Below are 14,229 nucleotides of genomic sequence, written 5' to 3' on the forward strand. Positions count from 1 at the left end.
GGCGCCGGGCACAACGCCGCCCTGCGCCAACTCGCCAACCGACTCGTCGGCATCCTCCACGGCTGCCTCAAGACCGGCACCCGCTACGACGAGACGACCGCCTGGTCGCATCACGCCGAGAACATCGCGGCTTGACATTTCAGCTCCTGGGATGTCTTTCAACGCGGTGATGTCCCACGGCCACACCTGGGAAGGTCCGTGCGCGACCAGCTCGGGTCGTGTCCGGGGGTCCAGCACCGCCGTCCGCTCGGCCTCGCTCAAGGTGCCCGGCGGCGGCGTGCGCGGCAGCCACGGCCCATGCACCGGGCCCCGCGGCCTGACCCGCCGGTAGTGGGTAGCGCGGGCGATCCCGGTCAGCTCACACGAGCGCTTCACCGACATTCCCCAGTCCCGGAATTCGGTGAACGCGGTGGTCATGACGTCCTCGGCGGCTCGTCGTTCTCCGCGCTCTCGGACAGTCCTTCCAAGAGCGCGTGCGCTTTTCCCATGATGTCCAGCGCCATCCGGGTCTTGCCCAGATCAGACTTCAGTTTCTCGTTCTCCCGGCGCAGTTTCTCCAACTCGAGCTGCTCCGCGGTCTTCTTCGCCCGCTTCGGCGCCGCCCCACCAGTCCCGGCGGACTGGGCGGTTAAGACACCGGCGTCGCGGGCGCGTGTCCACTCGATGATGTGGGAGGAATACAAGCCCTCTCGCCGCAGGATCGCGCCCTACTCACCATTGGGCGCATTCTCATACTCGGCAACGATCGCCAGCTTGTATTCCGGGCTGAACACCCGCCGCGACGGCCGCGCGGCAGGATCAGCCTGCCCGCCCGGCCGGCCTGTCATCGGATGAAGTCGACACGTCTATCAGGATCTCCGATCCCGCCCTCGCACTCGAACCCGGCACTCACACCAGGTGTCTCAACTCATCCTGACAAAGAGGGCACCAGTGCCATCCCCAGGTGCGGGAACAGACTCAAGGCGGGCACAAAATACACGCCGCAGAGGGATGGCAGCAGGCGCAGTCGTTGCTGGAGCCGACCGGTCTCCGTCAGGACCGGATGGCGTCCCTCCTGAACGACGGTCTGGCTATCGGGCGGCCCGGGAACCTCCGGCGCCCTGGGGATCTCGACGCACGGTCATCGTCCCCAGGGCGCCGGAGGTTGCGGCGTCAGCGTCCCCCTGGCCCATTACGTGACGTTCCGGGTGGGGAATTGGCTGACCGTCGACACATGTACAGCCGTGCGCGCTTCCAGCCGCTCCTGCATACCCGGATCTCACCCAGCCATAAAGAGTGCCGGCAACGGCACGGCCCGGCCGGAACCCGGAGCCGACATCCCGCTGTTCGTCGCCTCCTGCGTGTTCACCGAGCAAGGCCGCGCGTTCGGTTGTCCGAAGGCCGCGAGCGCCACTTGAGGTATGGATAAGCAACCGCGGAGAGCACAGACAGGTGCTCGGCAGGTGCGGTCAACCGCGTAGGCCCCCGGGATGTCTCATCCGGCAGGACGCGCGCCGATGACTGAGCAGACCGTGGCGTCGCGATAACCGAGCCGGACCTGCTCGGGCAGGACGCGAACCGTGAAGTCCGCGGGAAGCGAGGGTACCGGAAGCCCCGGGGCGTCACCGTAAGGCTCGAAGCCGCAGCGGCGCAGCCGGTTGATCCAGGTAGCGGCCGCCTCGTGCCGCTCGAAACGCTGGGCGTCGGTGCGCGAGCCGACGATGTTCATGACCTCGCGGGCGAAGAACGTCTTCATGTGGTCCTTCTCCTGCCGGGTGGCAGGCGCGGCCTCGATGGCGCGAAGGATGGTGCCGAAGAACCGCCATGAGTTGAAGAACCGCTGCGGGAAGGACACCTCATGGTGGTCGGTGTCGAACTCGTTCAGCACCACCCCGCACGGGACCAGCATGCGCAACCGCTGGAAGAACTCGTCCCGGGCGTCGTGACCGGGACTCGGGTCCTGCATGTGGTGGAGCGCCAAAGAGGCGTTGACCACCAACGGGACGTCAATGCGGGACAGGCTCATCCAGTCGTCATCGTCAAGTTCCTCAGCCACCTTCGCCACGGGGAGGAAGTCCAGATCGACACCGTGCTCGGCCGTGGCCTGCCGCAGGGTGCGCTCGGCTGTGGCCAGGCTTTCCCGGTCGGGGTCGACACCGATGACCGTGCAGTGACGCAATCCCGGGTTTCTGGCCGCGAGACCGTGCAGCAGCGCGCTCTCCTGGCGGCCGTGCCCAATGCCGACCGACATCAGGGCGAAGTCGTCCGCAGCGCCCACCTGCCCGGCGAGCAGCTCGTTGACGACCCGGCTCGTGTCCATGAACGGCAGGTGGGTGGTGAGCAGGTAGTACAGATCGATCTGCGGCTGGTCGTAGGCCTGTGTGTACAGGTTGGTCTCCGAGGGGCTGCCGTGCTCCTCGACACGGTTGACCAGTGCGGCACGGTAGAGCTCGTACGCCGCGTCCTGCGGCCGCACCTCGGGCCCGATCAGCTTCTGCAAGGTCTCCAGCGCGGGACGGGCCTGCGCGGGGCGGCCGGCGTGGATGTGGGCGACGGCGTCGCACAGCAGGGCGAACTTCTCCATGCCTGTCCGCGGCAGGGGCTCTGCGCCTGTCCGGGGCGGGGGTGCCGTGGTCTCCGTCGCAGTGGTGCTGCCGCCGATGAGATGGTGTGCTGCGCTGGCCACAGTCGTCTCCTTAGGGAACTTCGACCACCTGGGCACACCAGGTGATCCCACTTGGTCACTGACTTTCGTACAAGTCGGGAGCGAGGTCACGTGGAGTGCCCGTTAGGACACCGGAGAATGTGCAGCTGGGCAAATGAGGAACATCGTGACTGCGCCGAGACACTCATCCGTCGGTTTTCGAGGCCAACTCGACCACTGCCAGATGCGCCGCTACGACGCCCGGCACCGGCACAGCACCCTCGCGATGCTCGCCCCACCTTCCTCGCCGTCACAACAGCCATCGCTTGCCACCACCGACGAAGTCGACGAGCTGGCCGGGTTGCAGTGGATCCGCACCTACCTCGACGACGACTCGCGTATCGAGGTCGACCCGGAATTCGGCGCCCTGCACGAGGTTCGGGGGCGGCTCGAACTCGGTTCGCCGAAGACCCCGGCCAGCGTCCGCACCGCGCACCTTCCACCGTTCCTGGCTGACCAGCTTGCCGGGCACCGGGAGCGCAATCCCGACGCGCGGTTCGTGTTCACCGGTGCCGACGGGGGACTGCATCGCCGGTCCAACTTCCGCCGTCGGGTCTGGCTGCCCGCCCTCGCCGGGGACGAGGAGCGGGGGTGGACACCGCTGAACCAGGAGATGCACTTCCATGATCTTCGCCATACTCACGAGACGTGGCTGATCGAAGACAAGGTCCCGCGCATCCTGCGACTGGTGCGCCTCGGGCACAAGCGTAAGGACACGGACGACCTCTACTCACACGTGACTGATGTGATGGTCGAGGAGATGCTCGTCGTCCTGCAGCGGCGGTGGGAGCAGGACGGTGGATGGACTTGGGACGGCAGCCAAGGTCAGAGGTGGGCTGCGGCGTGACCATTTCGGATTGCGTGTGTGGTCAGGACGCTGTGCTCCCAATCTGCTCCCAAAAACACCGATGGCCTGTCGATGAAAATCATCAACAGGCCATCTGACCAGGCAAAACACACTGTGGGCGATACTGGGATCGAACCAGTGACCTCTTCGGTGTGAACGAAGCGCTCTCCCCCTGAGCTAATCGCCCTTGTTCTGTTGTTTCGTCCCCGTTCCCGGCGACGAGAAGAACAATACACGATCGTTTTCAGGGGCCGAACAGGGGGGAGGCCAACCACGTCCAGTGCAGGCCGAACCACCCGCCGACAGTGTTGAACAGCCCCAGCAGCCACAGCGTCGCGAGGACGACGAGGCAGGTGGCACCCATGATGGCGAGCTTCGTGGAGAGGTGCTGGCGGGCGAGCCACCGCACCCAGCGCTGGTAGTAGCGCTTGGCGAACATGTTGACCCGGTGGGCCCAGTGGAACTCGGTGGCGAGGATCCCGAGGCCGGCGAAGACGACGAGCCAGCCGGGGCCGGGGTAGGGGATCATCAGGATGCCGGCGAGGAGCACGGCGGTACCGAAGACGCCGAGCACGACGCGGTAGGTGATGTTGAGGCCCGGCTTGCCGCGGACGCGTTCGCGGAAGGCGTGCAGGCGCTGTCGCAGGGCGTGCAGTCTGGGCGCGCGGTGCTGGTCGGTGGTGGGTTCCGCGTCGGTGTCGCGGGGTCCCGACTTGGTCGTGTCGTTCAGGGCTGTCCACCTGCCGGTTGCGAACGGTCGTCGGTGCTGGACACCTCTCGTCGGGCGGTGGTCGCCCCGGTGTCCGATGTGCGTCAGAATACGGGCCGGGGCCGGTCGCGGCCGTCGCCGTGCGGCTGGGGTGTCAAGCGCGCAGTTGGCCGGTGCGGGTTCGCCCGCCGCGGTTCGGATGTGACCGGAATCATCACCGGTCGTGGGTGGCGCCGGGTCTTTTGGCCCTGTTGCCGGTCTTCGATCCTGGTCACAGTGTGACGCCACTCTCGATCGGGCGTTCGGGTGCACGCGTGACCGATAACGGAGACGGTTCGGACCATTAGCCCGATACGGGGAACTGTGGTGGCGAGCGTCTCAGCAACGTGTCTCGCTGCGAGAATGCCGGGTGGTCCGATCGCCTATTCTTAAGCGGACGTCAAGCGAGCTCGACGAAGCGGTAAACCCGGTGGTCAGGCCGGGCGCGGCAGCGGGTTCCGCAAGGCAAGGGCGACGGATCGAAGGCCGGTGCAAGAACGATTCGCTCGGTTACGGAACGTAGTGAAGTTCGGTCACTGAGTGGAGTGCTGGTCCTGCGGCTCAACGTCCTGGAGTCGAGTTCGTTCGCGGCGGATCTTCCTCCGGTGTGGACTTCGGTTCCGGTCCGTCTCGCAATGGGGTGACCGGATCCGTGTTCGCCCCGAAACCGGAGTCACGCGAACACGCTGCGCGTTCGCGTGGTTGCCCAGCGAATTGGGGCCTGCCCCGTACGGGTGATCTATGCGGGAGTTGCGAGCGTTTCAGCCCGATGAGGCGTCACAACTGTGTTGCTCGGTCGATAAGCGGACCGGGAAGGAGCGGAAAGGGGAGGACAATGCGTAACGATCACGTGACACTCCGTTCGACGGCCGTGTTCGATCTGTTGGCTCCGCAGGCACCTGCCGTGCCGGTTCAGGTCGAGCTGCGTTACGACACCCGGGATCCGTACGCGGTGGTGGCCGCGTTCCGCACCGGCCGCGCCGGCTGGGTCGAGTGGGTGTTCGCCCGCGACCTGCTCGCCGACGGGCTGATCGCACACGCGGGCGAGGGCGACGTGACGATCCGGCCGGTGGTCGACGACCCCGAGGTCGTGGCGATCGAGCTGAGCTCGCCGTCCGGCCACGCGGTGTTCGAGGCGTCCGCGCAGGAACTCGCGGACTTCCTCGACCGGACCTACGACGTCGTGGTGCCGGGCAACGAGAACCTGTGGGTCGATGTGGACGAGGCACTGACCCGGCTGCTGCCCCACGACCTGGGCTGATCCGGGGGGAAGATCGGCCCGGCGCGGCGGCGCGCCGGGCGATGGGACCCCCCTTTGATCGCGGTCGTGGGTGTGGTCTAGAGTTCACTGTGCAACGCGGCGGACGGGCCCGGAGGTTCTCCAGGCTTCGAAGTCGCAGGCAGGCGGACGTAGCGCAGCTGGTAGCGCATCACCTTGCCAAGGTGAGGGTCGCGGGTTCGAGTCCCGTCGTCCGCTCTGGATTCTCTGGCTGTCCAGCCGACTTCGGTGTGGATGCGGAGTCCGGCGGAGTGGCCGAGTGGCTTAGGCAAGGGCCTGCAAAGCCCTGTACGCGGGTTCGATTCCCGCCTCCGCCTCGCGCGATTAGCTCAGTGGGAGAGCGCTACCTTGACACGGTAGAGGTCACTGGTTCAATCCCAGTATCGCGCACCAGCAATATTTCCAGGTGAGAGTCCCTTCTGATGATCTTCATTAGTTGGGGCTCCTACTATTTTGGGAGCACGGTGGGAGCAGTTGATCTTGGCTTACTGTGTTCAACCAATCTGTGTTCATCGTTGCTGGGCGTGGGTGTGGCCGTCGTTTTGATCACGATGCGCGTCTCGCTGGCCGGTGCCGAGCGGGGCGAGTCGTGTCTGCCAGTGCCTCCCAGTAACCGATCTGTATCGAACTGGGCTGGGCAGCGCCCTTGCCGAAAACCGCGTCCGTGCAGGTCATGCTGCGCGGTGGTACTCGTGGAGGATGCCACCTAGTCGATCGTGTCGGCGTATGTTGAGGGGCTCGAGCTGCTCTGGATCCGTGACCGGTATGGGCAAGGGGCGTAGCGGGCGGGCGTACGCGATGCCTTGGTGAGGCCGGTGGGAATTGTAGAACTGTTCGAACTCGCGCAAGGCGTGGAGCAGGTGGCGCTGGTTCCAGATCAAGGTGCGGTCCAGCAGTTCGAGTCGGCAGGTCTGTATCCACCTTTCCATGATTGAGTTCATTCTCGGCATCTGGACGCCGCTGAGTACGACCTCGATCCCAGTATCCGACAGGACGGTCTCGAACAGGGCGGGGAACTTCCCGTCCCGATCCCGGATTAGGTACCGCGCCCGGCACCCGGTGTCTTCGAGGTCCATGACGAGATTCTTTGCGGCTTGGGTGACCCACGATGCTGTCGGGTGCGCGGTGGCGCCCAGGATCCGGATCCGGCGACTGGCGTGCTCGATCACCGCCAGAACGTACATTCGCGCGCCAGAAAGGGTGATCGTCTCGAAGAAGTCGCACGCCAGCAAGGCATCGGTCTGGGAGCGCAGGAAGTCGGCCCATGTGCTGGAGTTGCGTTCGGGTGCGGGGTCGATCCCGGCCGTCTGCAAGATCTCCCAGACGGTGGACGCGGCCACCTTCACGCCCAGGACAAGCAATTCGCCGTGAAGTCGGCGGTATCCCCAACTGGGGTTCTCCTTTGCCAGGCGTAGCACCAGAGCCCGGATGGAGCGGACGGTGCGTGGCCGGCCAGGGCGCTTCGGCTTGGAAAGGGCCGCGTGGCGGCGTGCGACCAGGTTGCGGTGCCATCGCAGCACGGTGTCCGGGCGCACCAGCAACCGCAGCCTGCGTAGCAGGTTCCGTGGCAGCCGGTGCAGTAGCGCCGCCAAGAACGCTCGATCAGCTGGGGCGAACCGCACCCTTTGCTTACCGAGTTGCCGCTCCAGCACAGTGATCTGATGGCGCAAGGCGAGGATCTCGACGTCCTTGTCTCGGTCGCTCATCGGCAGAAGGCGCAGCATGGCGAACGCATTCGTCACGCCGAGATAAGTCAGTCGCAGCAGCACGGTCGATCATCATGCTATGCCCACCGCCGGCCGCGTGAGAGCGCCAACTTAAGCGACGATGGACGACTGTAGGGTGCCAAAACTCGATGCACAGCGTTGACCTTGGTTTTCTGACGGTCATCAAGCGGCTCGGGTGTACTCGTTGATCAGTCCGTTGAGGACTTTTCGACGCCGGATGGGGGCGTCGATCGGGATCGTTGTCGTCGAAACGTGGTCCGGCGGGTGTTGGTCGAGGCTCTGGTGTGGGCGGTGGGAGTTGAAATGGTCCGAGTACTCGGTTAGCACTGTCATGGCGTGCCGTTCGTTGTAGATCAGGAGTCGGTCGGTGCATTCTTCGCGGACGGTGCGGATGAATCGTTCGGCGTAGCAGTTCGCCCGCGGTGTCCGCGGCGGGGTCTTGATGACCCGCAAGCCCTCGGAGGCGAACACCGCGTCGAACGCTGCGGTGTACTTGGTATCGCGATCACGGATCAGGAACCGAAACGATGCGGCTCGGTTGCCGAGGTCTATCAGCAGGTTGCGGGCGGCCTGCGTGGTCCAGGCACCAGTCGGGTGGGCGGTGACGCCCAGGACATGAACGGTGCGGGTACGGACCTCGATGACGAACAGGACATACAGCCGGCGGAGGCTGATGGTGTCGACGTGGAAGAAATCGACTGCGAGCAGTCCGGATGCCTGGGCGCGCAGGAAGCTGCGCCACGAGGTGTCCGTGTGACGGGGAGCGGGGCCGATGCGGGATTGTCGGAGGATGCGGCGGATCGTGCCCGCGCCGACGTGATGCCCCAAGCCGATCAGCTCGCCCTGGATGCGGCGATGGCCCCACCTGGGATTTTCTCGGGCCAGGCGAACGATCAGATCGCGGAGTTCGGGGTTGATCGGTGGCCGACCAGGCCGTGAGGGATAGGTCCACTTCTTGGTGATCAGACGCCGGTGCCAGGCCAGCAGTGTGCCGGGTGTGACGATCCGGGCCCGTCGCAGGGCGCGGGGGAGTAAGCGGACCAGCGCGGACAGAGTTGCTCGGTCCGGCCAGGATAAACGGGGTCGGCGCCCCAGCTGGCGGCGTAACACCGCCACTTCATGTCGCAACACCAGGATCTCGATGTCCTTGGCCGCCGTACGCCGGGCGGTCAGTCTCAGCCAGGCGAACACCGTCACCGACGCCAAGTACATCAGTCGAAACACCATGATCCGCGATCATGGCCTGATCGCGGAGGTCAACGAAACCCCTGGTCGCCGACCGAGGATAGTTATGGCACGGTACAGGCGGTAGCAGAAGCATCCGCCCGACCACCGCAGCGGCCACTCCAACGGTGTTGAGCGCTACTGTCATGGCGGCGATCCGGGCATCACCGAGATCGCCCGGGTGTGCCGGCCGGGCGCCGTCCGGCTTCCGCATGGTCAAGCCGCTTTGCTTCGCAGCTGCGGCAATGGTGTCAACGGCCCGGGCCGTGGCCGCGTCGTCGATGCCCTGAACTACCAGGCGTTGCAAGCCAGGGTTCCAGTACGCCAAGCGCACATCCGAATGACCGGCGAGTTGGTGTGCTATCGCGTTAGCTTCGCGCTTCGGTACCTCCCCGCCGTCCCTGCCGCGTGTGGCGAGGGGAACGTGCACCCACCCGTCCTGTTGCCAAACTGCTGGGTGTGAGCGTGGTACGACTGCGTCACGGACGACGTCTCTCGCTCGAGCTGCGGATGTCGCTGTGCCTGACGCGGCTTTCACGGCCCCTCCGGCCGCTTGAACCGCGGTTGCAAGGTGATCAGCCAATGCTAGCGAAGTGCCGATCACGACACCGACACCGGTGACAGAAAGACCCACCACTGAACGCAGGATCATTGATGCCACCCCCTTCCGGCCGGACTCCCGCGAAGGTCACCAGGAAGTCAGTTACTACTCGACGCTGCCGTCGTGTTCGACGGACGCCAGCTTGTCGAGCACGAAGGTGAGCACCTCCGCATGAGCGGCGAACTGTGCCCGGCGGGTTTCCCACTCGGACTCACCGTAGATGCCGAGGTTTTCGGCGGCCAGTGAGGGCGCATTCATACGCACCGCACCGCGAGAGATGCCGCGCCGGTTATCGAGATTCCCCCTTTTCGGTGACATACTCCCCGAGCGCCGACAGCGGCGTCGGCTCTCCCGTCGGCGAGATGTACGACCGCGCGTTGCAGCCCACCATGGCCTACGTCGCCAGCGCGGTGAGCGAAATGAGCCGACCGTCAGGACATCTCGGCCCAACAGAGCGCCGATGAACGTGCTCTTGCCCCGCTTGGCCTCGCCCACCACCAGCACCCGCAGTCATCTCACACCGACATGACCGCGGCGAGTCGGGAACAGCGCGGTTCATCAGGGCTGGCCACCGCGCCCACGAAGCCAACTCCGCAACACTTCGGCGGTCACGGAGGTCAACGATGCGCAGCAGTTTGCGTCCCTTGCCCCGGGGATGTACGACGAGATCGCCCTGGCTACACGACGACCGCGGGATGAGCCTCTGTCGGCCAACACGGGAGTTTCACAACGAGGTTGCTCGCGACCACTTCCCGACACACCCATCTGAGTGACGATCCCAGGATCATTTGCGGACTCCCACGAAAGTGTCCTCCGATAGCGATTTCGGAGCAGCAACGAGCACTGCTTGACAGGTCGCGGCGGCAGAACGAACACGATGTGGGGTAGGCAATGGCGAGGCAGACTATCAGCGCGTTGGACATGGTGTTCCTGTGCCTGGAGCGGGACCTCACGCCTATGCACCTCGGTGCCGTCGCGGTCTTCGAACCTGGTCGGCCGGTCGACGGAGCACGGCTGGCAGAGCTGATCGCCGACCGGGCCTCACGTCAACCCCGCCTGCGCCTGCGCGTCAACAAATCATGGCTCGTACCCGGCCACGCCCACTGGGAACCCCAGCCCGGCTTCGACGCGGAAAACCACGTAGTCGCACACCACCTGCCCGACCCGGGCGGGGAGCCCGAGTTGGAAACGCTGGTCTCCGAACTCATGAGCTCTCCGCTGGATGTTTCCCGACCGCTGTGGGAAGTCCACGTGATCACGGGTCTAGAGGACGGCCGCTTCGCGGTGTTCGTCAAGCTCCACCACGCGCTGGCCGATGGCGCGAGTGCCGTCGAGCTCGGCCTCGGCCTGCTGGACGGCTTCACCCCGAAGGACACCCCGCCCCAGCACACGAGCCCGCCAAGCAACCTCGGCTCCGCTGCCTCAATGCTGAGCAACCCGGGGAAAGCGCGTCAGATCTTCGACGAGACTCTCTCTGCCGCGACCGACTTCCTGCAGGTGTTGCGTCGGCCCGAGACGGTCGAGATCGCCACGTCCGTGCTCGGCCACCTTCGGCCGGCCCACCGCTCACCCTTGGCGGCGCCGCACACCGCTGCCAAGCGCGTCGACATGCTCACCCTGCCCCGAGCAGATCTTCGCCGCATCAAGCGTCGCTACGGCGGCACCACGAACGATATCGTGCTCACCATCGTCACCGGAGCCCTGCGGCAGTGGCTGGCCACCCGGGGACACCCGGTCCACGAACTCAACCTGCGCGCGCTCATTCCCGCCCAACACCGCCAGACCAACGACTCAGGCAACAACCAGCTCTCCGCCTACCTCTGCGACCTACCCGTCCACGAGCCCGACCCTTCCGCCAGGCTCGCACTGATCCAAAGCTCCATGCGCCGCAACAAGTCCAACGGGCCCACCCGCGGCGCCGGTGCACTGCCCGTGCTGGCCTCCCAACTGCCACCGCTGCTGCACCAGTTCCTCACTCCGATCGCCGCACACGCCGCCCACCTGCTATTCGACACCGTGATCACCAACGTGCCCCTGCCCGACATGGAGGGCTCCCTGGACGGCGCCCGCCTGCACCAGCTCTACCCCCTGGTGCCGTTGCCCGCCGGGCACGCCCTGTCCATCGCCGCCTGCCCCTACCGTGACAACGTCCATATCGGACTCCTAGCCAACCGAAGTGCACTGCCCGACATCGAAAAACTCCACCACGCCCTGCTACACGCCCTCGCTGAACTCGACGACCTCGCGCAATGACGCCCCGTGCGTCAACCTCGAGATCGAAGTCAGGCTTCGGCGGCGGGTTCGCTGGTCTGCAGGGCGCCGCCGCGCAGGGCGGGATCGCAGGGTGCTGGCGAGCCCGGGGCTGTCGCACTGGTTGAACCGGGAGATGGCCGCCTGTATCAAGCGCGCCGAGAGCGTGGCCGTCTCTCACAACTATGTGGCGAAACTGTGGCGCGACAACGGGGTGCGACCGCACCGGCAGGGCACGTTCAAGGTCGGCAAGGATCCCGAGTTCGCCGACATCGTCGGGCTGTACCTGGAGGAGCCCCGGGTACTTTTTGGCATCCGCCTCGTGGTTCGGGAGGGGCCAGCTGCGGGGAATCGGACGGTGCGTGTTCAGATGAGCCCTGAGCGAATCGCGAAGGGGACGGCGTGTGCGGCGCAGCCCGTAACGCGCCATGATCTGGTAGAGGATGTTCTTGATGGTGCGTTCGGAATAGGTTTATGCAGTTGGTCAGGCCGACACGGGTGAGGTCGTCCGTGGCGTGGAGGGCCACGCGGACTGTCGCCACGGCCGCGTCGTGCATGAAATACCTCCGTTTGGCGGTATGAGCCGACAGCTGATTAGGCGTGGTTGTGTATTTCCGCGGGCACAGATGAGGAGTCGGCCGATATCCGCAAGTGTGGGCGCAATGGCCGGGGCCGGTTGTGCTGATCGGCGGCCCGGTTGGACTGTCGCGGGCCGGCATGTGTCAGGTCGTGCTCCGCCGAGGTTCCCGTTGGCCGCCTTTCGGTCGACTTTCAGTCCCGGTCCCGGGCAAGCCGTGTAACCGCCGCGCTTCGCTTGTCGAAACGAGTACCCCGGCTCCTCCACTATGCCGCCCGGCATCCGCACGCCCGTGAGCACCCGGGTTCATGGGCGTTGCTCTAGTCGAGTTGGGTGATCGGCCCTGTCCGCATAGTCGAGTCTTTGTCAGAAATGACGACGGAGTCAAGGGAGAGGGGCAATGGACACCCGAAGTTGGCGCTGTGGCAACCGGCACCGCCGCTGTGCGTCGCCGGAGTGATGATTCACCGGATGATCTGCGCTATCTACACCCGTCATGGCGAGTTGCGGAAGAGGCGTCCGATAGAGTAAGTGCGGCCGTCATGCGGCGCCGGTTGCGAGAGGTTGCCTGGGCTGAAAGCGTGTCGGCATCATCAGCGAGCAGACTGAACCCAGTGACATCCGCATGAAATGGCGTTGGCGATTCTTCGGATTCTAGCGGAAATCTCTACGCAGGCGCGGCGATCACGGCCGTGTCTCGTGTCCGTCGGCGGCCAGGAAGGACTGGGGGCCGCAGTCCCGGGCAGTCGTCGCAGGTGTGGACGGCGTGGACGAAGCAGCTGCGGCAGATCGGCCCTTCCCAGTTTGCGGCCTTGGCCGCTCGGCGTCCGCAGCGGATGTACCAGCGCTCGAACTGTGTCCTCGTGTGTAGGTTGGGCTCATCGCTGGGGGCGTAGTCCATTCATGTCGTGGGCGGGTGAATCCTGGCTCTGGCTGCCGTTGACTCGGACCCTTCCACCCCAGGCAGGCCGCGTGCCGGGTTGCTGGGGCAGTCCCGCTCGCCGAGCCGGGCGCACAGGTGCACTTCGCCTCACCATCGGCGCCGGGGTGTCGCGTGGCCGGCAGATCCCGTCCGGCAGCGGCGCTACTGCGAGCTTTCACTGCCACCATCGGCGGGAAGATTTTTAGGCCGTTGCGAGGCCAGGTCGACAGTCCTCAGTAATCGGTAACGAATGGCAATGCGACGGAATCCAGCCTGTGGCCACGCTCTGGTAGGGGGAGGTAACCGGGCGGTGACCAAATGTTCCCTCGTAGTCTCTTGCCTGCCAGGCCGACAACCCTGAGTATTGCTACACGCATGGCGCTGAGATGGCTTCAACGGCTGGCGCTTGCGCCTGGTGAGGGATCGGGGACCTTCCCGGGGAACGGGGATGGGATGGGGCGGGCGACGGGGCGCCCGCCCCATTGCACTTGGCCTGGATCCGTGGATCGGGTAGGTCGGTGTTCCGCGGGTCGACAGGGAAAGTGCCTTCTGGGTCGGAAGAATCGGGGTGTCGAAGTCCGCGTTCACCGGATCCAAGAAAGCACTGTTGGTGAAGGTACCTGATGGTTGGTCTCGAGCCCAGGCTTTGTTTGATGATGAGAACTGCGGGTCGTGTGCGGGGCTGGTGCCGGTGATGGCGTTGGCTGAGCAGGCTGGGCTGTCGGAGCTGGTCTCGGGCAAGGTCGCGATCAACGAGACCGCGGTGGTTTCGGCCGGGGCGAATCCGGCGGGCAAGATCACCTCGACTGTTGCGGGTATGGCCGCCGGGCCGACAGTATCGACGATCTGAACGTGGTCCGCTCGGGAGGGATGCCGCGGCTGTTCGGTGAGGTGTACGCGCCGGCCACATTGGCCCAGCTCTTGCGGGAGTTCACCCACGGACACAGCTTGCAGTTGGCGTCGGTCGCGCGCCTATCTGGTCAATCTCGTTGCGCGGCCGGGCTTTTGCCCGGTATACCCACCCAGGCGTTCATCGACATCGATTCGCTGTTGCGGCCGGTCTACGGACGCCGCAAGCAGGGCGCCGGTTTCGGCCACACCAAGATCGCCGGCCGACAGGTGTTGCGTCGGGGCTTGTCCCCGCTGGCCACCACCATCAGCACTGCCGACGGTGCTCCGGTGGTGGCTGGGATCCGGTTGCGCGCCGGGAAGACCGGCTCCGGCAAGGGTGCGCCGCCGGGGCCACTGGCGAGATTCTGGTGTGCGGGGATTCGGCCTATGGCAACAGTGCCGGGGGGTGTCTGGGTTGAGATCAACGCGTCGCGGGACGGATGTCATCGGGCACGATCCGGATCGGGTCGGGGTCGCCGG

11 protein-coding genes, 4 tRNA genes and 2 pseudogenes are annotated in these 14,229 nt (G+C 65.6%); 9 read left to right on the top strand and 8 right to left on the bottom strand.

Translation table 11 applies throughout. From position 1 onward, the window contains the following. Positions 1-135, top strand: a pseudogene (locus tag AC07EQ_RS41090) (IS110 family transposase); the annotation flags it as partial. Between the two features lie 278 nt (positions 136-413). Here the strand turns inward: AC07EQ_RS41090 and AC07EQ_RS41095 are convergent. The 3 genes from AC07EQ_RS41095 to AC07EQ_RS41105 all read right to left on the bottom strand — a co-directional run bounded on the left by AC07EQ_RS41095 (position 414) and on the right by AC07EQ_RS41105 (position 2,563). Continuing rightward, positions 414-683: a hypothetical protein gene (locus tag AC07EQ_RS41095; RefSeq protein WP_478393206.1), complete on the bottom strand. Its 270-nt coding sequence runs from the start codon at positions 681-683 to the stop codon at positions 414-416. A gap of 224 nt (positions 684-907) precedes the next feature. Beyond that, positions 908-1,108, bottom strand: coding sequence for a transposase domain-containing protein (locus AC07EQ_RS41100; protein ID WP_478393235.1), 201 nt, complete (start codon positions 1,106-1,108; stop codon positions 908-910). Positions 1,109-1,474: 366 nt separating this feature from the next. Continuing rightward, positions 1,475-2,563 carry a GRAS family protein gene (locus tag AC07EQ_RS41105; protein WP_478393207.1) on the bottom strand — a complete coding sequence of 363 codons (1,089 nt, stop codon included), beginning with the start codon at positions 2,561-2,563 and terminating at the stop codon, positions 1,475-1,477. 304 nt (positions 2,564-2,867) lie between these two features. Here AC07EQ_RS41105 and AC07EQ_RS41110 point away from each other — a divergent pair, with 304 nt between their 5' ends. Beyond that, positions 2,868-3,530 (top strand): tyrosine-type recombinase/integrase, encoded by a 663-nt coding sequence (locus tag AC07EQ_RS41110; protein ID WP_478393208.1) that lies wholly within the window; start codon positions 2,868-2,870, stop codon positions 3,528-3,530. Between the two features lie 115 nt (positions 3,531-3,645). Here the strand turns inward: AC07EQ_RS41110 and AC07EQ_RS41115 are convergent. Both AC07EQ_RS41115 and AC07EQ_RS41120 read right to left on the bottom strand, forming a co-directional pair. Next, positions 3,646-3,717, bottom strand: a tRNA-Val gene (locus AC07EQ_RS41115). 57 nt (positions 3,718-3,774) lie between these two features. Next, the gene (locus AC07EQ_RS41120) at positions 3,775-4,185 is read right to left on the bottom strand and encodes a TIGR02611 family protein (RefSeq protein ID WP_478393236.1); all 411 of its coding nucleotides are present in this window, start codon (positions 4,183-4,185) and stop codon (positions 3,775-3,777) included. A 928-nt stretch (positions 4,186-5,113) separates the two neighbouring features. On the opposite strand from AC07EQ_RS41120, the gene AC07EQ_RS41125 reads away from it, so the two are divergent. From AC07EQ_RS41125 to AC07EQ_RS41140, 4 genes are all read left to right on the top strand, one after another. Beyond that, on the top strand, positions 5,114-5,539 hold the full coding sequence (locus tag AC07EQ_RS41125) for an SsgA family sporulation/cell division regulator (RefSeq protein WP_093261194.1): 426 nt from the start codon (positions 5,114-5,116) through the stop codon (positions 5,537-5,539). A gap of 143 nt (positions 5,540-5,682) precedes the next feature. After that, positions 5,683-5,755: transfer RNA gene (locus AC07EQ_RS41130), tRNA-Gly, on the top strand. 47 nt (positions 5,756-5,802) lie between these two features. Then, positions 5,803-5,874: transfer RNA gene (locus AC07EQ_RS41135), tRNA-Cys, on the top strand. Position 5,875: 1 nt separating this feature from the next. Next, positions 5,876-5,950, top strand: a tRNA-Val gene (locus AC07EQ_RS41140). A 278-nt stretch (positions 5,951-6,228) separates the two neighbouring features. On the opposite strand, the gene AC07EQ_RS41145 is transcribed toward AC07EQ_RS41140, so the two are convergent. From AC07EQ_RS41145 to AC07EQ_RS41155, 3 genes are all read right to left on the bottom strand, one after another. Beyond that, entirely contained in the window at positions 6,229-7,326 is a 1,098-nt protein-coding gene (locus AC07EQ_RS41145; RefSeq protein ID WP_478393209.1) for a helix-turn-helix domain-containing protein, read from the bottom strand. 120 nt (positions 7,327-7,446) lie between these two features. Beyond that, the gene (locus tag AC07EQ_RS41150) at positions 7,447-8,511 is read right to left on the bottom strand and encodes an integrase core domain-containing protein (protein ID WP_478393210.1); all 1,065 of its coding nucleotides are present in this window, start codon (positions 8,509-8,511) and stop codon (positions 7,447-7,449) included. 703 nt (positions 8,512-9,214) lie between these two features. After that, on the bottom strand, positions 9,215-9,367 hold the full coding sequence (locus tag AC07EQ_RS41155) for a hypothetical protein (protein ID WP_478393211.1): 153 nt from the start codon (positions 9,365-9,367) through the stop codon (positions 9,215-9,217). Positions 9,368-10,024: 657 nt separating this feature from the next. Here AC07EQ_RS41155 and AC07EQ_RS41160 point away from each other — a divergent pair. The 3 genes and pseudogenes from AC07EQ_RS41160 to AC07EQ_RS41170 form a co-directional block, all read left to right on the top strand. Continuing rightward, a complete protein-coding gene (locus AC07EQ_RS41160; RefSeq protein ID WP_478393212.1) occupies positions 10,025-11,362 on the top strand; it encodes a wax ester/triacylglycerol synthase family O-acyltransferase in 1,338 nt (445 codons plus the stop codon). Positions 11,363-11,453: 91 nt separating this feature from the next. Beyond that, complete coding sequence (locus tag AC07EQ_RS41165; RefSeq protein ID WP_478393213.1) at positions 11,454-11,861, top strand: hypothetical protein; 408 nt, start codon at positions 11,454-11,456, stop codon at positions 11,859-11,861. Positions 11,862-13,468: 1,607 nt separating this feature from the next. After that, positions 13,469-14,147 (top strand): annotated as a pseudogene (locus tag AC07EQ_RS41170) (transposase family protein); the annotation flags it as partial. Positions 14,148-14,229 lie beyond the last annotated feature (82 nt).

It is taken from the genome of Saccharopolyspora sp. NPDC045839 (assembly GCF_056431645.1).